The sequence below is a fragment of the Streptomyces collinus Tu 365 genome, from assembly GCF_000444875.1.
Taxonomy (GTDB): domain Bacteria; phylum Actinomycetota; class Actinomycetes; order Streptomycetales; family Streptomycetaceae; genus Streptomyces; species Streptomyces collinus_A.
Genome location: NC_021985.1, coordinates 6,938,031 through 6,963,209, shown reverse-complemented (window position 1 = coordinate 6,963,209; position 25,179 = coordinate 6,938,031). Strand labels below are relative to the sequence as shown.

The window sequence follows — 25,179 nt, the reverse complement described above, 5'->3', positions numbered from 1 at the left end:
TGTGTCGGTGACTGCCGGGGAGTCCACCACTTGGAGAGTTCTCGAAGTCAAGTCCCCTCCGTGAAGAGACGGTTGGCGGCGGGACGCCGGCGGGGCCGGGGCCGGCGGGGGCGTACCGCCCGGTGGACGGTGTACGCGCTCAGGGCGAAGACGTCCGGCCTGCGGTGCACGCTCGCCGGGTCGGACGGGTCGAGGAGCCGGTCCAGGGTGGCGAGGTCCTCGGGGTCCAGGTCCTCCGTGCCGATGTCGCGCAGCCGGGTGAACTGCTCGGCGGCGTAGGCGCGGGCCTGGGGGGAGGCCGGGGCGGGCAGGTCGAGCAGGAAGCTGCGGGTGCCGGTGTGCCGGAGCCCGGCGGCAGCCAGCAGGGCCGGCCAGTCCTCGGCCTCGGCGACCGAGCCGGGCAGCCCGGCCCGCATCCGCGCGAACCACTCCTCCTGCAGCGCGTCCAGCCGCGCCTGGAGGCCGGGCCGTCCGATGCCGATGTCGCGGGGCAGGAACCGGGAGGGCAGGCCGCCTTCGAGCAGGGCCAGGGTGCCGCCGGGGGCGAGGCGCGCGGCGAACGCGGTGAGCGCCGCGCGCTGGTCGCCGATGTGGTGGAGGCTGCGGCTGGCCCAGAGCAGGTCGGCGGGGTGGTCCAGTTCGTCCAGCGCCTGGGGCAGTTCGCCGGTGAGGGTGGCGAGGCGGTCGGCGAAGCCCTGCCGTGCGGCGCGGGCGCGGGCCCGTTCCAGCAGCGGTCCGGCGTTGTCGACGGCCACGATCCGCGCGCCGGGGAACCTCTCGGCGAACAGGCAGGAGACGACGCCGGGCCCGCTGCCCGCGTCGACGATCAGTTCCGGCCCGGTCACCTCCTCGGCGAGCCAGGCCGTGATCCGCTCGTGGACGGGGGCGAACAGTTCCGCCTGGGCCTCCAGATGGGGGCCCATCTCGCTCCAGTCGACGTCGGTGTCGCCGCCGTGCGTGTGGGTGTGGGTGTGCCGGTGGGGCTCGTGGTCGTGCGCCATGGGGGTCAGCCTCTCGTCGGTGTGCGGTCAGCGTGCGGCGGCGCACCGGGGGCGGCCCAGTGGTGTTGCGGTTTCCGCAAGGGCGGGATGCGGCGGGGCGAGGGGTGCGGGCGGTGGTCCGCCGGGGCCGGCCCGGGTGGGGGCCGGTCCCGGCGGACCTCATCGGGTCCCGGTCAGGTGAGGGGCGGGTAGGCGTTCTGCATCAGCTGCTGGAACTGGGCGGAGAACCAGTGCCCGGACAGCGGGGCGTCGGGCAGGGCGCCGGAGAGGTTGTTGCCGTTGCGGGCGTTGCCGGTGTACGTGGGGTCGCACATGCGGTCGAAGCCCTTGCCCTCGTTGTTGGCGATGGCGGTGCTGGAGCCGTCGGACTCGCCCGGGGGCTTCATCCAGACGTAGGCGTCGATGCCGGCGGCCGGGCTGGCCTGGGGGCGTTCGCCGAGGCCGGCGCCGGACTGGTTGCACCAGTTGCCGATGTGGATGCGACGGTCGTACCGGCCGCCGTCGACGTAGGTGTCCACGCTGGTTTTGGGTCCGGGGCCGGCCGGGCGTGCGCTGCCGCCCCAGCCGTTGCGGGAGGTGTCGATCAGCATGCCTATGGTGGAGTTGAAGCCGGCCGAGACGAGCTGGTTGCGGAAGGCCTGGGCGAAGGACTGCTCGTCGACGTAGCGGTTCCAGTCGACCCACTTCGACTGGCGGACCGTGGTGCCGTTGACGGTGTCGTCGACCGTGAAGTTGTTCTCCTTCAGGGCGCTGTAGTTGGCGGTGTTGGTGATGAAGCCCTGTACGTCGTCGACGGTCGCCCCCTCGCTGGTGGCGGCCTGCTTGAACAGGGTCGCGGCGGGTCCGAAGTTGTCGTCCCAGCCGAGCCAGCCGTGGTGGCCGGCGTCGAGGTAGTTGTAGACGTTGGGGATGGCGCCGAGCTTGGCGAGGGCGTAGCCGACGCCCTTCACGTAGTTGCCGTTGGCGAGCATGGTGTCGCAGTTGGCGGTGGCGGTGGCGCGGCTGCCGGTGTTGGTGAGGAGGTTGGGCAGTGAGTCGATCTCGATGGTGGTGACGATCCTCAGGGAGGCGTACTTGGGGTCGGCGAGGATGGCCGCGATCGGGTCGATGAACTGGGTCTTGTACTTGTCGATGTCGGTCGGGCCGAGTTCGCCGTTGGAGGCGAGCGCGGCGCAGTCGCGGCCCGGCAGGTCGTAGACGACGAGCTGGACGACCTCGTCGCCGCTGCCTTTCTGGGCGAGGGCCGCGTCGAGGTGGGCGCGCAGTCCCATGCCGCCGTTCACGCCGTTGATCGCGGCGATGCGGTCGAGCCAGACGCCGGTGGGCTGGTTGGAGACGCGGCTGCCGCCCGGTTCGGCGGCGGCCTTGGCCGACCATTCGGGGTTCACGTACACCTTGGCGCCGGCGTACGGGTTGTCGACGCGGGTGCCGGTGCCGCCTCCGCCGCCGTTGCCGCCGCCTCCTCCCCCGCCGCCGCTGCCGCCGTCGTCGACGTTGCAGGTGATGCCGTCGAGGGTGAAGGTGGTGGGTGCGGTGTTGGTGCCGCTGTAGGAGCCGTTGAAGCCGAAGCTGACCGAACCGCCGGTGGCGAGGGTGCCGTTGTAGCTCTCGTTGGTGGCGGTGACGGCGGCGCCGCTCTGGCTGATCCTGGCGTTCCAGCCGCTGGTGACCTTCTGGTTGCCGGCGTACGCCCACTTCACCGCCCAACTCGTTCTGGCGGCCGCGTTGTTGGTGAGGGTCACGGCGGCGGTGAAGCCGGTGTCCCACTGGTTCCGCACCTTGTAGTCGACGGTGCAGGGGACGGAGGCGGCCGCGGCGCCGGCCGGTGCGGCGGTGAGCGCCGTCCCCAAGGCCCCGGCGACCAGTGTCAGGGCGGCGAGCAGTGATGTTCTGGTACGACTCATGAGTGCGGGTTCCTTCTGTCGTCCGTCGGGTCTACGGGTTGAGGGCGCGCAGGTGGTCGCGCAGGCCGGTGCCGTAGGTGGTGGGTGTGCCGTCGTAGCTGGTGATGAGGGACGGTCCGGAGGAGCAGTCCCAGGTGTTCCAGGTCCAGCCGAGGTAGGACAGGGCGTGGTCGTCGAACCACTTCATGACCTGGTCGACGAAGCCGTGCGCGCAGGTGTTCTCGCCGACCTCGCCGGCCACCAGCGGTACCTGGGCGGCGACCGGGGCGAGGGTGGAGTTCCAGCAGCTCTCGTCGGCGCAGGTGTTGAAGTTGTAGACGTGGTAGGCGGCGGCGAGATTGCCCGCGGGGTCGGTGGGCCGGTAGGTGAGCCACTGGCTCAGGTCGTTCGAGTACGCGAGGCCGCCGGCCAGGATGACGTTCTGGGCGCCGGCGGCGCGGATACTGTCGACGAGATCCTGCATACCGGCGACCTCGTACGGGATGCCGGGGCAGGTGCCGCCGTCCCGCCAGCACGTCCAGGCGTCGGTCGTGCTGGGTGTCGCGCGGTCCGGGTACGGCTCGTTGAACAGGTCGAAGACGGCGGCCTTGTCATCCTTGAAGGTGCCGGCGACCGAGGACCAGAAGGACGGGGCGTACCGGAGGTCGGGCATGGGCTTCTGGCAGCCGGCGTGGACGTCGGAGCAGCCGGCCGAGTTGCCGGTGTACTGGCCGTAGGTCCAGTGCAGGTCGAGGACCGGGGTCAGGCCGTGGGCCTCGACGCGGGCCACCAGGTCCTTGACGGCGTTGATGTAGTGGGCGCCGCCGTACTCGGGCTTGATGTCGGACAGGCCGAGCCAGCATTCCTCGTTGAGGGGGATGCGGACGGCGTCGGCCTTCCAGTCGGCGATCGCCTTGATCGCCGCGTCGTCGACGGGGCCGTCCCAGATGCCGCGGCCCTGGACGCACATGAACTCGCCGCCGGAGCGGTTGACGCCGAGCAGCCGTCGGGTCCTGCCGGCCGCGTCGACCAGCCTGGTGCCGGAGACGTGCAGGGCGGGGGCGGTCCCGTCGGCGGGTGGGGGGTCGGTGGGTGGGGGTGTGGTGGGGTCGGGGTCGGTGTTGCAGGGGGTGCCGTTGAGCCGGAAAGCGGTGGGTACGGCGTTGGTGCCGGACCAGGAGGCGAGGAAGCCGGCGGTGGTGCCGGCGCCGGTGCCGAGGGTGCCGTTCCAGCTCTCGTTGGCGGCGGTCACGGTGGTGGCGGACTGGGACCACTTGGCGTTCCAGCCCTGGGTGACCTTCTGGCCTGCGGCGAAGTCGAAGGTGAGTTTCCAGCCGTTGACGGCGGCCTCGTTGTTGGTGATCTTGACGGTGCCCTGGAAGCCGTTGTCCCACTGAGCGGTGACGGCGTACTCCACCGTGCAGGCGGGGGTGGCTCCCTGGGCCGTGACCGCCGGGACGACCGCACCCGAGACGAGGGCGAGGGCGCCGGCGATGGCTAAAAGTACTGAACGCGGGGGGTGTCGCATGAGCGACTCCTTGCAGCTTGGCGCGCCGTGACGGACGCGTCGACTGAATGGAACCGCTCCCACTGGTGCGTTGGAAGGTAGCGGCTGGCGGCCCGGTTGCCCAGAGGCGCCGTCCGACTTTTCCGCGGGACGGCCTGTCAAATCTTTTCGACTCTTCAAGCACCTTGACCGTTCATGGCGTCGTCCCCACTATGGGAGCGCTCCCACTGGTTCAAGCCTTGATCTCTCCCCGTGCCGCAAGCCGCAAGGAGGAACCAGCACATGGATCCCGGACGCAGACGCAGAGCCGCACGACGCTGGTGGACCGCCGCGCTGGCGGCGCTGGCCCTGCCCCTGACGATGCTCGCCACCGGTACGACCGCGGCGCACGCGGCGGGTGTGCGGTGCAGCGTGGACTACAGGACGAACGACTGGGGTTCCGGTTTCACGGCCGACCTCACGATCACCAACCGTGGTACGGCCGCGATCGACGGCTGGACGCTGACGTACGGCTACACGGGCAACCAGAAGCTGTCCAACGGCTGGAACGGCACCTGGTCCCAGACCGGGCAGACGGTCACCGTCAAGAACGCCTCGTACAACGGCACGATCGCCGCCGGTGCCGCGGTCTCCGCCGGTGCGCAGTTCGGCTACAGCGGCACCAACACCGCTCCCGCGTCCTTCGCGGTCAACGGCACCACCTGTGCCGGCGCGCACCGGCCGCCGGTGGCCGTGCTGACCAGCCCCGCGGCGGGCGCGGTGTACACGCGGGGGGACGCGGTGGCGCTGACCGCGACCGCGGCGGCGGCCGACGACGCGACGGTGAGCAAGGTGGAGTTCTACGACGACACCACACTGCTGGGCACCGACACGAGCGCCCCGTACGCGCTCTCCGTCCCAAGTTTGACCGTGGGCAGTCATTCTCTGGTGGCGAAGGCGTACGACAGTCTCGGCGCCTCGGCGGAGTCGGCGCCGGTCGGCATCACGGTCGCCCCGGGCCCCGCGGTCGTCGCGTCCCCGTCCCAACTGGGCGTGCAGCAGGGCAGGTCGGGCACGTTCTCGGTGAAGCTGTCGACGAAGCCGAGCGCGAACGTGACGGTGGGCGTGGCCAGGACGGACGGCAACACGGGTCTGTCGGTCACCGCCGGCTCGTCGCTGACGTTCACGCCGTCCACGTGGGACACGGCGCAGTCGGTGAGCGTGACGGCGGACTCCACGGGCACCGGGAGCGCCACCTTCACGGCCTCGGCGACCAGGTACACCAAGGCGACGGTCACGGTCACGGAGCTGGCCGCGTCGAAGGCGTACGACGCCCGGTTCCTCGACCTGTACGGGAAGATCACCAACCCGGCCAACGGCTACTTCTCCCCCGAGGGCATCCCGTACCACTCGGTGGAGACGCTGATCGTCGAGGCCCCCGACCACGGTCACGAGACCACCTCGGAGGCGTACAGCTATCTGCTGTGGCTGCAGGCGATGTACGGCAAGGTCACCGGGGACTGGTCGAAGTTCAACGGCGCGTGGGACCTCATGGAGAAGTACATGATCCCCGCCCACGCCGACCAGCCGACCAGTTCCTTCTACAACGCCTCGAAGCCGGCGACGTACGCGCCGGAGCTGGACACGCCGAACGAGTACCCGGCGAAGCTGGACACGTCGGTGTCGGTGGGTCCGGATCCGATCGCCGGTGAGCTGAAGACCGCGTACGGCACGGACGACGTCTACGGGATGCACTGGATCCAGGACGTCGACAACGTCTACGGCTACGGCGACGAGCCGGGCACGTGCGAGGCGGGCCCCACGGCGACCGGACCCTCGTACATCAACACCTTCCAGCGCGGCCCGCAGGAGTCGGTCTGGGAGACCGTCCCGCAGCCGACCTGCGACGCCTTCAAGTACGGCGGCGCCAACGGCTATCTGGACCTGTTCACCGGCGACTCCTCCTACGCCAGGCAGTGGAAGTACACGGACGCCCCGGACGCGGACGCGCGCGCGGTGCAGGCCGCCTACTGGGCGGACGTGTGGGCGAAGGCGCAGGGCAGGAGCGGCGAGGTGTCCGCGACGGTCGCCAAGGCGGCCAAGATGGGCGACTACCTGCGGTACGCGATGTACGACAAGTACTTCAAGAAGATCGGCAACTGCGTCGGACCGTCGTCCTGCGCCGCCGGTACCGGCAAGGACGCCTCGCACTATCTGCTGTCCTGGTACTACGCCTGGGGCGGCGCCAGCGACACCAGCGCGGGCTGGGCCTGGCGGATCGGTTCCAGCCACGTCCACGGCGGCTACCAGAACCCCCTGGCCGCCTACGCCCTCAGTTCCAACGCCGACCTGAAGCCCAAGTCGGCCTCCGGCGCGAGCGACTGGGGCAAGTCGCTTCAGCGGCAGCTGGAGTTCTACCAGTGGCTGCAGTCGTCCGAGGGCGCGATCGCGGGCGGTGCGACCAACAGCTGGCAGGGCAGGTACGCGTCCCCGCCGGCCGGTACGCCGACCTTCTACGGCATGTACTACGACTGGGAGCCGGTCTACCACGACCCGCCGTCCAACCAGTGGTTCGGCTTCCAGGCCTGGTCGATGGAGCGGGTCGCCGAGTACTACCAGCAGACCGGGAGCGCCGCCGCCAGGACGGTCCTGGACAAGTGGGTGAAGTGGGCGCTGTCCAAGACCACGGTCAACCCGGACGGCACCTACCGGATCCCCTCCACCCTGCAGTGGTCGGGCCGGCCGGACACCTGGAACGCCGCGAGTCCCGGCGGCAACAGCGGACTGCACGTGACCGTCGCCGACTACACCGACGACGTCGGGGTGGCGGCCGCGTACGCCAAGACGCTGACGTACTACGCCGCCCGGTCCGGTGACGCGGCGGCGAAGTCCACGGCGAAGGCGCTGCTGGACGGCATGTGGGGCAACTACACGGACAGCCTCGGCATCGCCGTGCCCGAGACCCGCAGCGACTACGGCAGGTTCGGCGACAGCGTGTACGTGCCGAGCGGCTGGAGCGGGAAGATGCCGAACGGGGACACGGCCGGCGCGTCCTCGACGTTCTCCTCGATCCGGTCCTTCTACAGGAACGACCCGGCCTGGTCGAAGATCGAGGCGTATCTCGAGGGGGGCGCCGCGCCCGTGTTCACGTACCACCGGTTCTGGGCCGAGGCGGACATCGCCCTGGCCATGGGCTCGTACGCGGAGCTCCTCGAATAGCCCCCGCCGCTCCGTGTACCGGGCCCCGTCACAGGGCGACGGGGCCCACCGGGCCGGGCGGCCCCCCTTCCGTGGGGAGGGGGGCCGCCCGGCCTTCGCGCGCGCCGGGCCGGTCCTCGCCGGCCCTCGTCAACGCGCCGTGCCGCGGGGCCGGTTCGGTGTCAGTGGCCGGGCTTGGTGAAGGAGCGCAGCTGGAAGAGGGGGTCGGGGCGGGGGCGGTCCTGGTCGGGGAGGCGGGCGAGGGCCGCGGCGAGGGACTCGGCGCGCGGGTCGCCGGGCGGCAGCCGGGTGAACCAGCCGCGGCGCAGGTCGGCGATGGTGGTGCGGGGGCTGCGGCCCTGCCCGAGGCCGGGGAATGCGGACCGTCCGGCGGGTGCGAGGCCCGCCTCGCCGGCGTGGGCGGTGACGGCGTCGGCGGCGTCCTGGGCGGGGCGGCGGGGGCGGGCGGCGAGGACGGCGTCGATGTCGCTGCCGACGTCGTGCGCCGCGGCCTTGTCGACGGTGGTGACGTAGACCCCGCCGGGGCGCAGTACCCGGGCGCACTCGGTGACGACGGCGTGGACGTCGGCGGGGGCGGGCAGCAGGTGCAGCAGCCAGACGCTGGTGACGGCGTCGAAGGTGGCGTCGGCGAAGGGCAGCCGGCGGCAGTCGGCGAGCAGGACGGCGCCGGGGAGGCGGTCGGCCGCCCTGCGGATCATGCCGGGGGCGAGGTCGGCGCCGGTCACCTGGAGCGCGGGCCGGGCGGTGGCGAGGCGGCGGGTGACGATGCCGGTGCCGCAGGCGACGTCGAGGAGCCGGCCCGGCCGGTCGGGTATCAGGCCGAGTACGGCGTGCGCGGCCTCCCGGGCGCGGGGCTCGCCGCCGCGGGTGGCGTCGTAGGCGGCGGCTTCCTCGTCGTAGTCGAGCACACCCCTCAGTGTGGTCCGTGGCCCGGGGCGATGTCCTCCACCCTGCGGGCGAGCTCGAAGTCCTTCTCGGTGACGGTGCCGCCGGCGCTGTGGGTGTGGACGCTGAGGGAGACCGTGTGGTAGCCGAGGGTGAGGTCGGAGTGGTGGTCCAGTTCGTCCTGGATGCGGGCGACGTGGACGACCAGCGCCGTCGCGGCGAAGTGCGAGGGGAGCCGGTAGGTGCGGGTGAGCCGGTCCCCGTCGAGCGACCAGCCGGGCAGCTCGGCGAGCCGGTCCTCGATCTCCTTGGCGGACAGCGGTTCGACGGCCATGGGCGCGCTCCCTTCGGTGCGGACGGGTACGTGTTCAGCCTGCCACGTTCAGCGGCGTGCGCACTCCGCCGCGAGGTCGTCGGCCAGTGCGGCGATGCGGGTGCGGCCCTCGACCCGTTGGACCCAGGGGTGCGGGAGGCCGACGTCGCCGTGCAGGGTGCCGAGGAGGTTGCCGCAGATCGAGCCGGTGGAGTCGCTGTCGCCCGAGTGGTTGACGGAGAGCAGCAGGGCGTCCGTGACGCGGGGTTCGGCGAGCGCGCAGTAGACGGCGACGGCGAGGGCCTGTTCGGCGACCCAGCCCTCCCCCAGCGTCTCGACCTTTCGGGCGGTGGGTGCGCCGTCGGCCGCCAGGTCGAGGGCCTCGCGCAGGGCGGTGGTGGTCTCCTGGTGGCCGGGGTGGCGCTCCAGCAGCCGCAGGGTGCGCAGCACCGCGCCTTCCAGGGACTCCCCGGCGACGAGGTGGGCGACGACGGCGGCGAGGGCGCCGGCCGCGTAGTAGCCGGTGGGGTGGCCGTGGGTGATCTGGGCGCCGCGGGCGGCCATGGCGAAGGCGGTGTCGGCGGGGGCGGCGAGGCCGAAGGGGGCCGAGCGCATCACCGTGCCGCAGCCCTTGGAGTCGGGGTTGACCTCGCCGGGGCTGCCGTCGAGCGGGAGGGCGGGGTCGGGTGCGTACATCTGGGCGACGCCGGACAGGCAGGCGTTGCCGGGGGCGCGGCGGGCGTACAGCCAGGGTTCGGCGGCGAGGCCGGCGGGGGCGCCTCCGTGGGCGGGGGCGGCCGGCGGTGGGGCGGTGGCGGTCTGGGTGGTGAGCCAGCGTTCGTAGGCCTGGCGCAGGAGCTGGGGCCAGGCGCCGCCGATGCCCTTCTCGCGTTCGCGGGCGTGTGCCTGGAGGAGGGCTTCGGCGGTGAACAGGGTCATCTGGGTGTCGTCGCTGACGAGGCCGAGCGCGCCGTGCGCGCCCGGGACGAGGCCGGTGACGCCGCGGGGACCGTACTGGGCGCGGATGCGGTCGAGGGAGGCGAATTCGACCGGGTAGCCGAGGGCGTCGCCGAGTGCTCCGCCGAGCAGGCAGCCGCGGACCCGGGAGCGGTACACGGCGGCGGCGTGCCAGGAGTGGCGCCAGGGCTGGTTCATGCGGGTGCTCCTCGGCTGGGGTGCCCGCCCGGTGCCCGGGTGCGGTCGCCGGGCGGGATCCTCGACTACGGTCGTGCGTATGACCATTGTCGCGACCGGCCCGTCCGTCTCCGCAGCCGCCCCCACGGACAAGGGGGTGGGGCCGCTGCTGCGTTCGTGGCGGGAGCGGCGCAGGATCTCGCAGCTGGAGCTGGCGTTGCGGGCCGACTCCTCCGCCCGGCACATCAGTTTCGTCGAGACGGGCCGGTCGCGGCCCAGTGAGGAGATGGTGCTGCGGCTGGCCGAGCACCTGGACGTGCCGGTGCGGGAGCGCAACGCGCTGCTGGTGGCGGCCGGTTACGCGCCGCGCTATCCGGAGACGCCGCTGGACGACCCGGCGCTTCAGGCGTTGCGGGACGGTGTGGAGCGGCTGATCCAGGGCTACGAGCCGTATCCGGCGCTGGTGGTGGACGCGGGGTACACGGTGGTGGCGGCCAACCGGGGCATCGCGATGCTGCTGGAGGGGGTGGACGAGGAGTTGCTGGCGCCGGCGCCGAACGCGATGCGGCTGACGCTGCATCCGCGGGGGCTGGCGCCGCGGATCCGCAATCTGCGCGAGTGGCGCGGGCATCTGCTGGCGCAGATGGAGCGGGAGATCGCGTTGCACCGCTCGGACCCGCTGCGGTCGCTGTACGAGGAGGTGGCCGGGTATCCGGTGCCCGAGGAGGCGCCGGAGGACGAACCGGACGGGCCGGTGGCGTACTTCGCGCTGCCGTTGCGGATCGAGCACGCCGGCCGGGTGCTGTCGTTCGTGTCGTCCATCTCGACGTTCAACACGCCGATGGACGTGACGGTGGCGGAGCTGGCCATCGAGACGTTCCTGCCCGCCGATCCGGCGACGGCCAAGTACCTGCACACGTTGGCGGGTTGACGCTCTGTTACGGAATCCGGGTTGTCCTCGACCACGTGTACGAGGGGCGGGTCGCATGGCAGACTGCCCGCATGCTTCGGCGCGTAGGGGAGGGCGTGGCGTGAGTGAACGGCGGCCTGCGCCCACCGTGGGCCAGGTGGTGCTCGGCAAGAGGCTGCAGGAACTGCGGGAGGCGGCGGGGCTCGGCCGTGACGAGGCGGCCCGGGTGCTCAGGGTGGCGTCGGCGACCGTACGGCGGATGGAGATGGCCGAGGTCGCGCTGAAGATCCCGTACGTGCAGGTGCTGCTGTCGACGTACGGGGTCGGCGAGGAGGAGGCGGCCGCGTTCGTGCGGCTGGCCGAGGAGGCGAACGAGCCGGGCTGGTGGCAGCGGTTCCACGATGTGCTGCCGGACTGGTTCAGCCTGTACGTGAGCCTGGAGGGCGCGGCCCGGATCATCCGTTCCTACGAGCCGCACTTCGTGCCCGGGCTGCTGCAGACGGAGGCGTACGCGCGCGAGGTGATGGAGGCCGGGACGATAGGGCAGACCGGTCCGGACACCGTCGAGCGGCATGTGTCGCTGCGCATGGAGCGGCAGCGGCTGCTGGAGCGGGACGATCCGCCGCACCTGTGGGTGATCATGGACGAGACGGTGCTCAGGCGTCCGGTGAGCGTGCGGCCCGAGGTGCTGCGGGACCAGCTGGACCGGCTGCTGGAGTACGCCGAGCGGGACCGGGTGACGTTGCAGCTCGCCGAGTTCGCGGCGGGCCCGCACCCGGGGACGTACGCGCCGTTCACCCTGTTCCGGTTCGGGGAGCCGGAGCTGCCGGACATGGTGTTCACCGAGTACCTGACCGGCGCCCTGTACCTGGACTCGCGCGAGGAGGTCGCGGCGCACCTGGAGGTGCTGGACCACATGACGGCCCGGGCCGCCTCCGCCCAGCGCACGCGGAAGATCCTGCGCGAGTACCGGGAGACCCTCTGAGGTCCCCGGCCGCGCTCACGAAGTCCCCGGCCCCGATCCCGGCCCGGCCCCGGCGCCGACCCCGATCCCGGCCTCTGTGAACTGAACAGCTAGGAGCAGACACCGCATGACCGGTTCCGACGGTGCGCCCCCCACCGTGATCGACACCAGCCGTCCGCACCCCGCGCGGGTGTACGACTGGTGGCTGGGCGGCAAGGACAACTATCCGGTGGACGAGGAGCTGGCCAGGAGGATCCTCGCCGTGGACGGCACGGTGGTGCGCGGGGCGCGCGCCAACCGCCGGTTCATGCACCGGGCCGTGCGCGCGGCGGCCGCGGCCGGGGTGCGCCAGTTCCTGGACATCGGCACCGGCATCCCCACCGAGCCCAACCTGCACCAGGTGGCGCAGGCCGCGGCGGCGGACGCCCGGGTGGTGTACGCGGACAACGACCCGATCGTGCTGCGGCACGCGGAGGCGCTGCTGCACGGCTCGGCGGAGGGCAGCACGGAGTACATCCACGCCGACGTCCGTGACCCGGACACGATCCTGCGGCGGGCCGGGGAGAGCCTGGACCTCGAGCGGCCGGTGGCGTTGTCGCTGATCGCGCTGACGCACTACCTGGACGACGCGGCGGACGACGTGTACGGGCTGGTGAAGCGGTACGTGGACCGGCTCGCGCCGGGCAGTCACCTGATCCTGACCCAGGTCACGCCCGATCTCAGTCCCGAGAGCATGGCGCGGGCCGCCGAGTTGTTCCGTGCGGGCGGTACGCCGTTCCATCCGCGGACGCTGCGGGAGTTCCTGCGGTTCTTCGACGGTCTGGAGCTGCTGGGTCCGGGGGTGATCCCGGTGCACGGGTGGCGGCCGGAGCCGGAGGACGTGGTGGCGCAGGCGGAGGGTGTGGTGCCGGTGTACGCGGGGGTGGCGCGCAAGCCGTGACCGGGACGGCCGTGTCCGGGGTGGCGCCCGTCCGCCGCAGGCGGGGCGGGCGCCGTTGCGGCGGGCCGCGCTAGGCCCTGCCGCCGTCGCCGCCGGTGCCGCCGGTGCCGGTGCCGGTGTCCCGTTCGTCGTCCACGATCTCCGCGTCGACGACGCCGTCCTCGTCCGGCGGGGTCCGGTCCCCGGCCGGTCCCGCGGAGCCGGCGGAGCCGGGCTCGGGGCCGGAGTCGGCGCTCTGGGCCTGGGCGTACATGGCCTGGCCCATCCGCTGGCTGACGGTGGCGAGGTGCTCGACGCCGGTGCGCAGGGCGGCGGTGTCGGTGTCGCGGCCGAGCAGGGTCCGCAGTTCGGTCATCGCGGCCTCGACGTCGGTGCGGGTGTCGGCGGGGACGCGTTCGCGGTTGTCGGCGAGGAACCGCTCGGTCTGGTAGAGGAGTTGTTCGGCCTGGTTGCGGGTCTCGGCCGCCTCGCGGCGCCCGCGGTCCTCCTCGGCGTACTGTTCGGCCTCGCGCATCATGCGGTCGATGTCGTCCTTGGGGAGGGCGGAGCCGCCGGTGACGGTCATCTTCTGCTCGCGGCCGGTCGCGAGGTCCTTGGCGGAGACGTGCATGATGCCGTCGGCGTCGATGTCGAAGGCCACTTCGACCTGCGGCACGCCGCGCGGGGCGGGCGGCAGGCCGGTGAGGTCGAAGACGCCGAGCTTCTTGTTGTAGGCGGCGATCTCGCGTTCGCCCTGGTAGACCTGGATGCCGACCGAGGGCTGGTTGTCGGTGGCGGTGGTGAAGATCTCCGAACGGCGGGTCGGGATCGTGGTGTTGCGTTCGATCAGCCGGGTCATGATGCCGCCCTTGGTCTCGATGCCCAGGGACAGCGGGGTGACGTCGAGGAGCAGGACGTCCTTGACGTCGCCGCGGATGACGCCGGCCTGGAGGGCCGCGCCGACGGCGACGACCTCGTCGGGGTTGACGCCCTTGTGCGGGTCCTTGCCGGTGAGTTCCCTGACCAGGTCGGTGACGGCGGGCATGCGGGTGGAGCCGCCGACGAGGATGACGTGGTCGATCGCGGACAGTTGTACGCCGGCGTCCTCGACGGCCTGGTGGAAGGGCTTCTTGCAGCGCTCGAGCAGGTCCGCGGTCAGCTCCTGGAACTGGGCGCGGGTCAGCCGTTCGTCCAGGTGCAGCGGGCCCTCGGCGGAGGCGGTGATGTAGGGCAGGTTGATGGAGGTCTCGGTGGACGAGGACAGTTCGATCTTGGCTTTCTCGGCGGCCTCGCGCAGTCGTTGCACCGCCATCTTGTCGGCGCCGAGGTCGATGCCGTACTGGCCCTTGAACCGTGTGACGAGGTGCTCGACGACGCGCTGGTCCCAGTCGTCGCCGCCGAGGAGGGTGTCGCCGTTGGTGGCCTTGACCTCGATGACGCCGTCGCCGATCTCCAGCAGGGAGACGTCGAAGGTGCCGCCGCCGAGGTCGAAGACGAGGACGGTCTGTTCCTCGCCGCGGTCCAGTCCGTAGGCGAGGGCGGCGGCCGTGGGCTCGTTGATGATCCGCAGGACCTTCAGGCCGGCGACCTCGCCGGCCTCCTTGGTGGCCTGGCGCTGCGCGTCGTCGAAGTACGCCGGTACGGTGATCACGGCGTCGGTGACGTCCTCGCCGAGGTAGGACTCGGCGTCCCGCTTCAGTTTCTGCAGCACCCGTGCCGACAGTTCCTGGGCGCGCAGCCGGGTGCCGTCGACCGAGCCGTGCTCGGGGAAGCGCCAGTCGGCGTCGCCCATGTGGCGTTTGACCGAGCGGGCGGTGCGTTCGACGTTGGTCACGGCCTGCCGTTTGGCGACCTCGCCCACCAGGACCTCGCCGTTCTTCGCGAAGGCCACGACGGAGGGGGTGGTGCGCGCGCCCTCCGCGTTGGCGACGACGGTGGGCTCGCCGCCCTCCAGGACGGCCACCACCGAGTTCGTCGTCCCCAGATCGATCCCGACCGCACGTGCCATGGTCCGTCCCCTTCCGCCCGCGCGTTCCGTGAGGACGCGTCCGTCAGGACGCCTGCCGCACTCCCAGCACAGGACGGGCGCCCGTCCTTGTCAATGGACGGGTGCCCGGGAACGGCGATGCCGCGCCCCGGTGGGACGCGGCATCGCGGGGCGTGGCGCCGTCAGGCCAGCTCGGCCGTCAGGGTGATCGTGGTGCCGGTCAGGGCCTGGCTGACCGGGCAGTTCTTCTTGGCGTCCTCGGCGGCCGAGCGGAAGGCCTCGGCGTCCAGGCCGGGCACCTCGCCGGTGACGGTGAGGTGGATGCCGGTGATGCCCTCGCCGGGCTGGAAGGTGACGTCCGCCCTGGTCTCCAGCCGGGTGGGCGGGGTGCCGGCGCCGGCCAGGCCGTGCGAGAGGGCCATGGAGAAGCAGCTGGAGTGGGCGGCGGCGATCAGCTCCTCGGGGCTGGTCTTGCCGTTCGCCTTCTCGGCGCGCGAGGGCCACGACACCGGCTGCTGGCCGATGCCGGAGGAGTCGAAGGTGACGACGCCGTTGCCCTCGAGCAGGTTGCCTTCCCAGACGGTGTGCGCGGTGCGCGTGGTAGCCACGGTGGTTCCTTTCGCGTGTGATCCCGTTTGCGAGTTCGTGGTGCCATCCGATCACATCCGGGCTCACCGCACCTTGAAGACCGGGCCACGCGGGGTGAACGGCAGGCGGTTGCCCTCGGGGATCAGATAGGCGTGCTCGCCCCGTACCCGCAGGGTGTCGCACCAACCGTCGGTGATGACGAGGACGGGTGCGGTGGCCGGGAAGTCTTCGGCGCGGCGCAGCAGGTCGATGCCGGGCTGCAGGACGGTGCCGCCGCGCCCGTGGACGCGGACCCGGCCGGCGATCTCGGCGGGCGGCAGGTAGCCGGCGTCGTGCGGGGCGGCGTCGCAGAAGACGACGCGGGCGGCGGGTACGTCGCGGGCGGCGGCGTAGGAGGCGATGGCGCCGAGGGCCTTGCCGAGCAGGGTGCGGTCCATGGAGGCGGAGGTGTCGAGGACGACGCCGAAGGTGCAGCGGGCGATCTCCTCGGGCGGTACGTACCGGCCGGCCCGCGGGATGCCGGGGCTGGCGGCCTGGCGGCGGGAGGGGCGGGCGTAGGTCCGTACCGGGCGGGGGCCGGGTACGAGCTCGTCGAACCAGCGGGCGAGTCGTGCGTCCCAGGGCAGCGGCGGGTGGCTGAGGGCGCGGATCTCCTCGACCAGGCCGCCGGGCAGGAGGCCGCGTTCCTGTTCCTGGTGGAGGTCGAGGCCCCGGGCGAGTCCGCGGCGGTAGAACGTGTCGAGGTCGACGGTGGCGCGGGGCGGTCCGAGCGGGGCGCCGAGGACGTCGCCGGTGCCCTTGCCGCGCAGGGTGGACAGGCGGCGGATGCGGCGCAGGTCGCCGGCGATGCGGTCGTAGACCTCCTCGGCGGACAGTCCGGCGAGGAGCGGGTCGTGCAGCAGGCCGTCGGGCATGGTGCCGACGCCCATCTCGGCGAGCCAGCCGTTGACGACGTAGTCGCAGGCGACGTTGAACAGGTAGGGGTCGCGGGTGCCGCAGCGGTCGCCGTGGCGCAGGGCGGCGTGCAGCATCTCGTGGGCGAGGACGAACCGCCATTCCTCGTCGTCGAGGGTGCGCAGCGGGTTGACGTAGATCTCGCCGGCGCCGGCGTCGACGGCGGCGATCGCGATGCCGTGGGCGCGGGCGAGGTCGGCGTCGGCGACGAGCCGGATGCCGGCCGCGATGCCGCCGAGCAGCGGGTAGGAGGAGACGAACCAGCTCAGGGCGCGTTCCCAGGGGCGCAGCCGGGTGGGGGCGCCGGTCATGGCGTCGCGGCGGCCGCCGGCCAGGTCCATGGCGGTGGCCATGGTGCGGGTGAGGCCGTGGGCGAACGCGAGCTGCCAGTCGGGGGGCTTCCCGCCCCACCGGCTCCAGGGCAGCAGCAGCTGGTCGGGTTCGGGGCCGGCGGTGCCGCCGTGCTCGTGGCCGGCGGGGATGCCGTCGCGGCGCCAGCGGGCGGCGAGTTGTTCCTCGTCGCCGTTCGGGTAGGTGGCGGGCAGGTGGTCGGGGGCGCGGCCGACGGGGAAGGTCGCGAGGAAGCGGTTGACGACCGTGCAGCGGGCGGCGAGGGCGTGGCGGTCGGGCTGGGCGCGTTCGCCCCGGTCCGCGGGGACGTGCCCGAAGCCGAGGTGGATCAGGGCGTGGGCGAGGGCCCAGGCCCATGCGGCGGGCTCGGCGCGGCGGGTGGGGTGGAGGTGGAGGGTGCCGTTGGAGGTCACGCGGACCAGACCGTCGCGGGGCGCGAACGCGCAGTCCTCCCGGCGGCACAGCTCGGCGTCGAGGGAGGCGAGCGCCGGGTTGGCCCGCACCAGCCGGACGCCCTCGGCGCAACGCTCGGCGGCCGGGTCGGGCTTGTCCTTGCGGTTCCTCGGGCCGCGGCTCACCGGCGGGCCTCGACGAGGCGGGGCATGTCGCGGGCGGCCTCGATCAGGAACCAGGCGGGCAGGACGGGGTTGCCGTCGGCGTCGGCGGCGATGACGCCCTGGGCGACCTCGACGGAGATCTCGGCGAGCTGCACCAGCAGCGACTTGGCGCGGTAGGCGGTCTGCCGGCCGTTCTCGGAGAGGTGGTCCTTGCCGGCGGGCAGCTCCTTGGCGAGGCGGCCGCGGAAGGACTCGGCGAGGAAGTACAGCAGGTCGCGGTCCTCGGGGCGGTGCGGCCAGCGGGCGTCGCCCTTGAGGATGGCGTCGATGCCGAAGCGGCTGCGGACGACCTTGACGTAGCCGCAGAAGGCGGTGGCGTGGGCGGGGGTGAGGGTGCCGTGCGCGAGGACGGTGAGGGTGGGTTCGTCGAGGGCGGGCCCGAAGGAGTGCAGGGCGTCGGAGAGCATGTGCCAGGAGCGGGGGGTGGAGAACGGTTCCTCGGTCTTGGGCGGCTTGGACCACAGGTGGTCGGGCCGGTCGGTGAGGTGGTCCAGGATCCAGGGGTGGATGCCGGCGCCGGCGGCCCAGGTGAGCCAGTCGGTGGCGGATGCCTCCAGGTGGACGTGGGTGAGCCGGTTGACGAGGGCGGAGGCGATGGGCCGGGCGAGGGCGTTGTCGGTGGCGCGGTTGCCGGCGCCGATGACGAGGGAGCCCTCGGGCAGTTCGTAGGAGCCGATGCGGCGGTCGAGGATGAGCGAGTAGAAGGCCTTCTGCACGTCGGGGGTGGCGGCGTTCAGTTCGTCCAGGAACAGGCAGTACGGCTCGTCGCGGGCGATGGTCTCCGGCGGGCAGAACACCGAGCGGCCGTCGCGGATCTGGGGCACGCCGATGAGGTCCTCGGGGGCGAGCTGGGTGCCGAGCAGGCTGACGCACTCCAGGCCGAGGGAGGCGGCGAACTCCCGTACCAGGGAGGACTTCCCGATGCCGGGGGCGCCCCAGAGGAAGACGGGCCGGACGGTGGCGAGGCCGAGCAGCAGCTCGGGGAGGCGGGCGGGGGTGACCGTGACGGCAGCCTGCAAGGCCGGTGCTCCTTGGGGGTGTTCGAACGTGTGCGTGTCGAACAGTGTGGGTGGGCGTCCCCCGTGGCCGCAGCCGGTTTTCAGGCGGCGCGCTCCTCGCGGGCCGGTTCGGTGAGCGGCACCTGGGGTCCGTGGGCCTCGTGCAGCCAGCGGCGCAGGACGTGGTGGACGTCCTCGGCGCCGACGAGTTCGGCTCCGTCCGCGGTGGGTGCGGTCAGGGTGAGCGGGGAGAGCAGGAAGGGGCGGGACTGGGCGCCGCCGAGGCCGCCGTGGGAGCCGATCTGCTCCTCGAAGGCGAGGACCTCGCCGTCGGCGGGGTCGTGGGCGGAGTTGACCATGATGTCGGCGGTGTGCGGGAAGGTGTGGGTGCGGCGGACGGCGTCGGCGGCGCCGGGGCCGAAGCGGGCGAGCGGGCCGGGTTCCTCGTCCAGGTCGGCGAGGGGGATCTCGGTGCCGAACGGTCCGAGGAGCACGCCGCCGTGCCGTTCGCTGCGTACCAGCAGAAAGCCGATGCCGGGGTGGTTGGCGAGGGTGGGGAGCAGGGCGGGGTGGCGGGCGTCGATCTCCTCCTTGGTCATGCGGTGGGGCACGTCGGGGAAGGAGACGAGGCCGAGGTTGCCGGAGGCCAGCACGACGGGCTCGGAGTCGCGGCCGGGCCGGTGTTCGTCGTGGCGCTCTTCCTCGGGCCGGCGCAGGGCGGCGCGGACGGCGGCGCGTGCCTCGGCGCCGCTGCGGGTGCGTTCGGCGCGGCGGGGCACGGGCAGTCCGCAGCCGGCCCGGACGAGGTCGGTGAGGGTGAGGCCGTAGCGGGAGCGGAAGGTCTCGCCGGGGCTCTGGCCGTGGTCGGAGAGGACGACGATCCGGTAGGGGCGGCGGGCGTGTTCGGCGGCCTTCTCGACGAGGGCGAGGGAGCGGTCGAGGCGTTGCAGGACCTTGGCGGCGTCGCGGCTGTGCGGTCCGGAGTGGTGGGCGACCTCGTCGTAGGCGACGAGGTCGGCGTAGACGACGGTGCGGCCGGCGAGCAGGTCGCCCATGACGGCGGCGACGACGACGTCGCGTTCGACGACGGTGGCGAAGGCCCGTACCAGGGGGTAGAGGCCGCCGCGGCCCACGCGGGGCCGCTGTCTGCGGAACCGGGCGCGGGTGGACTGGCCGATCTCGCGGCCGACCTCGGCGAGGAAGGACAGGGCGGTGCGGACGGCGTTGGCGGGGTCGGCGAAGTAGGCGAAGTAGCCGGCGCGGGAACGGTTCTCCCGGCCGCGGCGGCGGGCGGCTATGGAGAGCACGAGGGCCTGTTCGGCGGCGCCGCCGCCGAACAGGTTGCCGCGGCTCGCGCCGTCGACGGTGAGCAGTCCACCGTCGGCTGTATGCGATATGGCGCGGCGCTGGAGTTCGGCGGCGCTCGTGGGGCGGTTGCAGACCATCACCTCGCCGCGGTCCTTCTCGTACCAGCGGAACGCGGGCACGTCGAAGGTGCTGCCGTGCAGGATGCCGAGCTGGCTGGCGCCGGTCTGGCTGGACCAGTCGGTGCGCCAGGGGGTGAGGCGGTGGGTCGGCTGCATACCGTCGACGGTCGACAGCCAGCGGGCGACGGTCGGCATCAGGCCCTGGGCGACGGCGTCGGTGAGGACGTCGTGGCCGACGCCGTCGAGCTGGATGCAGACGAGTCCGGGGGTGTCGGGGCAGGGCGGGCCGGCTCTGCGGCGGCGGTCGGCCAGGCGCAGCAGGCGGCGGCGGTAGGCGTCGTCGTCGCGTACGGCCAGGGCGGCGCCGGTGGCCGAGGCGACGGCGGACATGACGGCGGCCACGATGACGGCGGTCTCGGGGGCGACGTCGCCGCGCCCGGAGGGGTTGAGGCGCAGGGCGAGCAGCAGCAGGGAGCCGTTGAGGAAGAACACCAGCAGGCCGAGGACCAGGGCCGGCACGAGGAGCAGCAGCCGTACCAGGAGGGGCCAGACGACGGCCGACAGGAGGCCGAAGGCGCCGGCGCCGCAGGCGGCCGTGACGGCGATCCGGGTGGCGCTGTCACCGGTCGGGGACTGGAGCCTGAAGTCGGGCAGCAGGCCCGCGAGGAGGAGCATGGTGAGGGTGGAGACCGCCCACACCGTGACGCTCCGGCCTGTCTGACCGGCAATCCGCCGCCACCGCACGCCCGCACACCTCACGTCCCGGCCCTCCCCCGCCGGTGTGGCGGGGGCGCCCCCTCCCGCCCGGCCCGGCCGGGGCTTGCCCCACCTTGTCATACGGTGCGGGCGGGGCGGCGGGGCGGTCCGGGAGAGCGGGATCGCAAGGTGCGGGGCTCCGGGCGCGGAGGGCGGCGCGGGGCGCGGCGCAGGGTGCGGAGGACGGCGCGGGGCGCGGCGGGCGGCCGGGGCCGGCGGGGCGTCAGCGGCCGTCGTAGCCCGCGGTCGGCATCGACAGTCTGCGGTGCACGTGCGCCTTCATCTGTGCGTCGTACGACGGCTCGGCGCGCCCCACGGTCTCCACGCGCACCCCGCGCCGGGCGCACTCGGCGGTGAACTCCTCCACCGAGGACAGGGCGCGTTCCAGCACGCGTCTGCTGGGCGCGACGAACACGTCGACGCCGGACCGGACCCCGTCCCACAGGGCGCAGTGGTCGAACCGCAGGCCGCCGACGAGGAGTTCGCGTGCGACGACGTAGCCGTGCTCGGCCGCCCAGCGGGCGCACATGGCGTGCTGGCTGCGGGAGTCCACGAGGAAGGGGTCGGCCTCCAGCTCCTCCAGGGGCGTCAGGCTCGCGATGGCGGTGACCCGCACCGGCGCGAGCCCGCCGCAGGCGCCCCGCAGTTGTCCCATGGCGTCCCCCTCACCTCCGGGTTTCGCCGCCGACCCTACTCCTGCACGTAGGCTTCGGGGAGTCGCGTGAAGGAGGCGAAGAAGGTGCCGGTGGAGATCACCTGGTGGGGTCACGCCACGTGCACGCTCCGGGATTCGAACATACGAGTGCTCACCGATCCCCTGTTCGGCCGCCGGTTGGCGCATCTGCGGCGCCGCCGGGGGGCGGTACCGCCGCCCGAGGCCCACCGCGCGGACCTGGCCCTCGTCTCCCATCTGCACGCCGACCACCTGCACCTGCCCTCGCTGGCCGTGCTCGCCCCGGGCACGCGCCTGCTCGTGCCCCGGGGCGCACCACGGGCGGTGCCCGGACTGCGCCGGCTGCGGCAGCTCGACGTCACCGAGGTCGGGCCCGGCGACCGGGTCCGGGTCGGTGACCTTTTGGTGCGGGTGGTGCCCGCCCGGCACGACGGGCGCCGGCTGCCGGTCGGCCCGCACCGCTCCCCCGCCCTCGGGTACGTGGTCGAGGGCCAGGCGCGCACCTACTTCGCCGGGGACACCGGGCTGTTCGACACCATGGCGGACGAGGTCGGGCCGGTGGACGTGGCGCTGCTGCCGGTGGGCGGCTGGGGCCCCTGGCTCGGCGAGGGGCACCTGGACGCCGGGCGGGCGGCCCGGGCGCTGGCGCTGCTGGAGCCGCGGATGGCGGTGCCGGTGCACTACGGGACGTTCTGGCCGATCGGCATGGACGCGGTGCGGCCGCACGAGTTCCACACGCCGGGCGAGGAGTTCGTGCGGCTGGCCGCCGCCGCCGCGCCGCAGGTGGCCGTGCACCGGCTGGAGCACGGGGAGAGCGTGCGGCTGGAGGTCGCGCGGTGAGATGGCCGTCCTCGGCGGCGGAGCTGGCCGGCGCCGCGACGTCCACGGTGCCACCGGAGGTCACGCAGCAGGCGCTCGGCTACCCGTCGCTGTTCCTGCTGGTGCTGATCGGCGCGCTGGTGCCGGTGGTGCCGACGGGCGCGCTGGTCAGCTCCGCCGCGGTGGTGGCGTTCCACCGGACGGCGCCCTTCTCGCTGGCGCTGCTGTTCCTGACCGCCTCGCTGGCGGCGTTCCTGGGGGACGCGGCGCTGTACTGGCTGGGGCGGCGCGGGCTGCGGTCGAGGAACGGGTCGCGCTGGCTGGAGGCGATCCGCTCGCGGGCGCCGGAGGAGCGGCTCGCGCAGGCGCAGGGGAAGCTGACCGAGCACGGGGTCGCGGTGCTGGTGCTGTCCCGGCTGGTGCCGGCGGGACGCATACCGGTGATGCTGGCGTGTCTGCTGGCCGAGTGGCCGCTGCGCCGGTTCTCGCGCGGCAATCTGCCCGCGTGCCTGGCGTGGGCGCTGACGTATCAGGTGATCGGGATACTGGGCGGTTCGCTGTTCCCGGAGCCCTGGGAGGGTGTGGTGGCGGCGATCGCGCTGACGCTGGGGATCAGCGCGGTGCCGACTCTGGTGCGTCGGGCGCGTTAGCGGCGCCGGTGACGGGGCGGGCGGGGCCGTCGGTGTCCGGGCCGAGCAGCGCGGACGCGCCGATCGGGAGGTCCCAGAGGTTCTCGCGCGCCAGTCCGGCCTTCTCCCAGGCCGATCTCACGCGGGTGAGCGGCTCCAGGACCGGTTCGGCCGACAGCACGAAGGTGCCCCAGTGCATGGGCGCCATCCGGCGCGCGCCCACGTCCTGGGTGGCCCGGACGGCCTCCTCCGGGTCGCAGTGGACGTCGCAGAGCCACCAGCGGGGGTCGTAGGCGCCGATGGGCATGAGCGCCAGGTCGATTCCCGGATAGCGGCGGCCGATGCGGGTGAACCAGTGCCCGTAGCCGGTGTCGCCGGCGAAGTACAGGCGCGGTCCGTCGGCGGCGGTCAGCACCCAGCCGCCCCAGAGGCTGTGGCAGGTGTCGGTGAGGGTGCGCTTGGACCAGTGGTGGGCGGGCACGAAGTCGAAGCGGACGCCGGACAGTTCGGCCCCCTCCCACCAGTCCAGCTCGGTGACGCGGGTGAACCGGCGCCGCCGGAACCAGCCGCCGAGGCCGGCCGGTACGAACACCGGTGTGGCGCGCGGGAGCCGGCGCAGGGTGGGTGCGTCCAGGTGGTCGTAGTGGTTGTGGCTGATGACGACGGCGTCGACGGGCGGCAGCGCCTCCCAGGGCACGCCCACGGGGGTGATGCGGGCCGGGGTGCCGAGGATGCGGCGGGACCACACGGGGTCGGTGAGCACGGTCAGCCCGCCCACCTGGACGATCCAGCTGGCGTGTCCGACCCAGGTCACGGCGAGTGTGCCGGCGCCGGGGCGGGGCAGCCGGGCGGGTGCGTAGGGAAGCCCGGGGATGTCGGCGAGGCCCTCGGGCCCGGGGCGTACGGCGCCCTCGCGGGCGAAGCGGGCGAGGGCCTTGAGGCCGGGCAGGGGCGCGGTGAGCCGGTCGTGGAAGGTGCGCGGCCAGACGCGGTGCTCACCGAGCGGCCGGGGCTCGGCGAGCGGCGGGAAGGGGGGCGCGAGCGCGGCACGGGCGGAGGGGGTGACGGGGGCCGAGGCGGTGACGTGGGCCGGGGGGCCGGCGGCGGCGTGGCCGGCGGGGTGCGGATCCGGTGTCCCCGGGGTGTCCGCCGGGTGGGCGCCGGACGCGCGCGGGCCGGTCGCGGTGGTCGCGTCGGTGGCGGTGGTCGCGTCGGTGGCGGTGGTCGCGGTGTCCGACCCGGGCTCATGCGTCTGCTGCGTCTGCTGCGTCATCGAGGAGGCTCCCGTCGCCGAGCGTCGTCGCGGAGATCGCCGAAGGCCGACCCCAAGGAGTTCAACGCGCGTTGCACCTGTGGCAGTTCCAGCGGCGCGGGTGAGCCGAGGCATTCCGCGCGTTCCTCGTCGGTGCCGCCCAGCAGGTGCCCGGTGGCGAGCCGTACGCGCAGCGCCTGGAGGTCGTCGCCGAAGCGGTGGCCGCCGGGTGCGGGCATGCCGAGCCGGGCGGAGAGGAACTCCTCCAGTTCCTGGGCGTCGGCGACGCCCTGTCCGGCGAGCGCCTCCCGCAGCGGGCCGAGGTCGACGTACAGGTGGCGCCCGGCCTGCGGCGGCCGCGCGAGCGCGCCGGCCGCGACGACCACGCGGTGCGCGGCGGCGGCCACGCGCGCGTGCAGGCGGACGGCGGCCTCCCGGCGTTCGGTGACGGGCCCGGGTTCGTCGAGCGCGTACCCGGCGGCGGCGGCGACCGGCGCGGCGATCCGGGCGTCGAGCGCGGTGAGGACGTCGAGCACGCGCGCGTGCAGCCGCTCCCCCTCCGGGCCGGCCGGGAAGCGGGCCACGGCGGCGGGCCAGCCGGCCGGCAGCAGGGCGCCGGCCAGGTCGCTGACGACGGTGACCCGGTCGGGCAGCATCTCGGCGGGGCTGAGCAGCACGCTCTGGTGCGGGTCGTGCAGGGTGTCGCGCCAGGTCTCGTCGCTGACCAGGTGCAGTCCCTCGGCGGCGGCCGCCTCGACGGTCTCGTGCACCAGCTCGGGCGGGGCGACGGTCGCGGTGGGGTCGTCGGCCACGGACAGCACCAGCAGCCGGGGGTCGCCGCCCTCGTCACGGACCCGGCGGACGGTCTCCAGCAGGGCGTACAGGTCGGGGACGCCGCCGCTCTCGGCCGGGGTCGGCACGTGGTAGACGGGCCGGCCGAGCAGGCGGGCGTACGGCGCCCACCAGGCGGCGCACGGCCGGGGCACGAGCACGTCACCGCCCTCGCCGGAGAGCGCGGCGGTCAGGGCGAGCAGCAGCGCGGGCGCGCCGGGGCCGGCGGCCACCCGGTCGGGGACGCAGGGCAGCCCGCGCCGGGTCCAGTAGCCGCACGCCGCCTCCAGCAGGGCGGGGGCGCCGCCGACGGGCTGGGCCTCGGCGCGGCCCGCCGCGGCGGCGAGGTGGGCGGCGAGTTCGGGCAGGACCGGCAGGCCGTCGCCGGGCGGGGGCGGCCCGTAGCGGACGGGGCCCTGGCCCCCGGGGTCCGTCCGCCGCATGTCCGCCTCCGCGCAGTCCGTGGTGGTGCCGTGTGGTGTTCTCGTGCGGGCCGTGCGGGCCGTGCGGGCCGTGTGTCCCTCCTCGTCCGCCCGAGCGGTGGTACCGGCCGCGCGGCCGGTGCCTGCCGTGCCTGCGCTGC

20 protein-coding genes are annotated in these 25,179 nt (G+C 73.6%); 6 read left to right on the top strand and 14 right to left on the bottom strand.

All coding sequences use genetic code 11. The annotated features are described in order from the left end of the window. Positions 1 to 47 precede the first annotated feature (47 nt). From B446_RS30200 to B446_RS30190, 3 genes are all read right to left on the bottom strand, one after another. Complete coding sequence (locus B446_RS30200) at positions 48 to 1,001, bottom strand: class I SAM-dependent methyltransferase (RefSeq protein ID WP_020943236.1); 954 nt, start codon at positions 999 to 1,001, stop codon at positions 48 to 50. Positions 1,002 to 1,174: 173 nt separating this feature from the next. Beyond that, entirely contained in the window at positions 1,175 to 2,905 is a 1,731-nt protein-coding gene (locus B446_RS30195; protein WP_020943235.1) for a glycoside hydrolase family 6 protein, read from the bottom strand. Between the two features lie 31 nt (positions 2,906 to 2,936). Next, on the bottom strand, positions 2,937 to 4,412 hold the full coding sequence (locus B446_RS30190; RefSeq protein WP_078614839.1) for a cellulose binding domain-containing protein: 1,476 nt from the start codon (positions 4,410 to 4,412) through the stop codon (positions 2,937 to 2,939). A 261-nt stretch (positions 4,413 to 4,673) separates the two neighbouring features. Between B446_RS30190 and B446_RS30185 the strand changes: the two genes are divergently transcribed. Next, entirely contained in the window at positions 4,674 to 7,589 is a 2,916-nt protein-coding gene (locus B446_RS30185; protein ID WP_020943233.1) for a glycoside hydrolase family 48 protein, read from the top strand. 161 nt (positions 7,590 to 7,750) lie between these two features. Here the strand turns inward: B446_RS30185 and B446_RS30180 are convergent, their stop codons facing one another. Genes B446_RS30180 through B446_RS30170 form a run of 3 tightly spaced genes read right to left on the bottom strand, consistent with a single transcriptional unit; the run spans position 7,751 to position 9,942 of the window. Beyond that, the gene (locus tag B446_RS30180) at positions 7,751 to 8,497 is read right to left on the bottom strand and encodes a class I SAM-dependent methyltransferase (RefSeq protein WP_020943232.1); all 747 of its coding nucleotides are present in this window, start codon (positions 8,495 to 8,497) and stop codon (positions 7,751 to 7,753) included. Between the two features lie 5 nt (positions 8,498 to 8,502). Then, complete coding sequence (locus B446_RS30175; RefSeq protein ID WP_020943231.1) at positions 8,503 to 8,808, bottom strand: 4a-hydroxytetrahydrobiopterin dehydratase; 306 nt, start codon at positions 8,806 to 8,808, stop codon at positions 8,503 to 8,505. A gap of 48 nt (positions 8,809 to 8,856) precedes the next feature. Then, positions 8,857 to 9,942: an ADP-ribosylglycohydrolase family protein gene (locus B446_RS30170; protein WP_020943230.1), complete on the bottom strand. Its 1,086-nt coding sequence runs from the start codon at positions 9,940 to 9,942 to the stop codon at positions 8,857 to 8,859. 79 nt (positions 9,943 to 10,021) lie between these two features. Between B446_RS30170 and B446_RS30165 the strand changes: the two genes are divergently transcribed. The 3 genes from B446_RS30165 to B446_RS30155 all read left to right on the top strand — a co-directional run bounded on the left by B446_RS30165 (position 10,022) and on the right by B446_RS30155 (position 12,735). Continuing rightward, positions 10,022 to 10,852, top strand: coding sequence for a helix-turn-helix domain-containing protein (locus tag B446_RS30165; RefSeq protein ID WP_020943229.1), 831 nt, complete (start codon positions 10,022 to 10,024; stop codon positions 10,850 to 10,852). Positions 10,853 to 10,952: 100 nt separating this feature from the next. Continuing rightward, positions 10,953 to 11,816 (top strand): helix-turn-helix domain-containing protein, encoded by an 864-nt coding sequence (locus tag B446_RS30160; protein WP_020943228.1) that lies wholly within the window; start codon positions 10,953 to 10,955, stop codon positions 11,814 to 11,816. 106 nt (positions 11,817 to 11,922) lie between these two features. Beyond that, complete coding sequence (locus tag B446_RS30155; RefSeq protein ID WP_020943227.1) at positions 11,923 to 12,735, top strand: SAM-dependent methyltransferase; 813 nt, start codon at positions 11,923 to 11,925, stop codon at positions 12,733 to 12,735. A gap of 70 nt (positions 12,736 to 12,805) precedes the next feature. On the opposite strand, the gene dnaK is transcribed toward B446_RS30155, so the two are convergent. The 6 genes from dnaK to B446_RS30125 all read right to left on the bottom strand — a co-directional run bounded on the left by dnaK (position 12,806) and on the right by B446_RS30125 (position 21,047). After that, positions 12,806 to 14,722, bottom strand: coding sequence for a molecular chaperone DnaK (dnaK, locus tag B446_RS30150; RefSeq protein ID WP_020943226.1), 1,917 nt, complete (start codon positions 14,720 to 14,722; stop codon positions 12,806 to 12,808). A 161-nt stretch (positions 14,723 to 14,883) separates the two neighbouring features. Next, on the bottom strand, positions 14,884 to 15,309 hold the full coding sequence (locus tag B446_RS30145) for an OsmC family protein (RefSeq protein ID WP_020943225.1): 426 nt from the start codon (positions 15,307 to 15,309) through the stop codon (positions 14,884 to 14,886). A gap of 63 nt (positions 15,310 to 15,372) precedes the next feature. Next, the gene (locus B446_RS30140; protein ID WP_020943224.1) at positions 15,373 to 17,172 is read right to left on the bottom strand and encodes a DUF2201 family putative metallopeptidase; all 1,800 of its coding nucleotides are present in this window, start codon (positions 17,170 to 17,172) and stop codon (positions 15,373 to 15,375) included. After that, positions 17,169 to 18,230 (bottom strand): ATP-binding protein, encoded by a 1,062-nt coding sequence (locus B446_RS30135; protein ID WP_020943223.1) that lies wholly within the window; start codon positions 18,228 to 18,230, stop codon positions 17,169 to 17,171. The genes B446_RS30140 and B446_RS30135 overlap by 4 nt, the downstream gene beginning before the upstream one ends. Positions 18,231 to 18,310: 80 nt before the next feature. Then, the gene (locus B446_RS30130) at positions 18,311 to 20,473 is read right to left on the bottom strand and encodes a phage holin family protein (RefSeq protein WP_078614838.1); all 2,163 of its coding nucleotides are present in this window, start codon (positions 20,471 to 20,473) and stop codon (positions 18,311 to 18,313) included. A 142-nt stretch (positions 20,474 to 20,615) separates the two neighbouring features. Then, complete coding sequence (locus tag B446_RS30125) at positions 20,616 to 21,047, bottom strand: hypothetical protein (protein WP_020943221.1); 432 nt, start codon at positions 21,045 to 21,047, stop codon at positions 20,616 to 20,618. Positions 21,048 to 21,131: 84 nt separating this feature from the next. Between B446_RS30125 and B446_RS30120 the strand changes: the two genes are divergently transcribed. Together B446_RS30120 and B446_RS30115 are read left to right on the top strand one after the other, a co-directional pair. Continuing rightward, entirely contained in the window at positions 21,132 to 21,905 is a 774-nt protein-coding gene (locus tag B446_RS30120) for an MBL fold metallo-hydrolase (RefSeq protein WP_043479396.1), read from the top strand. After that, positions 21,902 to 22,534, top strand: coding sequence for a DedA family protein (locus B446_RS30115; RefSeq protein WP_020943219.1), 633 nt, complete (start codon positions 21,902 to 21,904; stop codon positions 22,532 to 22,534). Before B446_RS30120 ends, B446_RS30115 begins: the two co-directional genes overlap by 4 nt. On the opposite strand, the gene B446_RS30110 is transcribed toward B446_RS30115, so the two are convergent. Then, positions 22,497 to 23,786, bottom strand: a complete 1,290-nt coding sequence (locus B446_RS30110) for an MBL fold metallo-hydrolase (protein WP_020943218.1) — start codon at positions 23,784 to 23,786, stop codon at positions 22,497 to 22,499. The genes B446_RS30115 and B446_RS30110 overlap by 38 nt on opposite strands. After that, positions 23,783 to 25,039 carry an aminotransferase class I/II-fold pyridoxal phosphate-dependent enzyme gene (locus B446_RS30105; protein WP_020943217.1) on the bottom strand — a complete coding sequence of 419 codons (1,257 nt, stop codon included), beginning with the start codon at positions 25,037 to 25,039 and terminating at the stop codon, positions 23,783 to 23,785. Before B446_RS30105 ends, B446_RS30110 begins: the two co-directional genes overlap by 4 nt. Positions 25,040 to 25,179 lie beyond the last annotated feature (140 nt).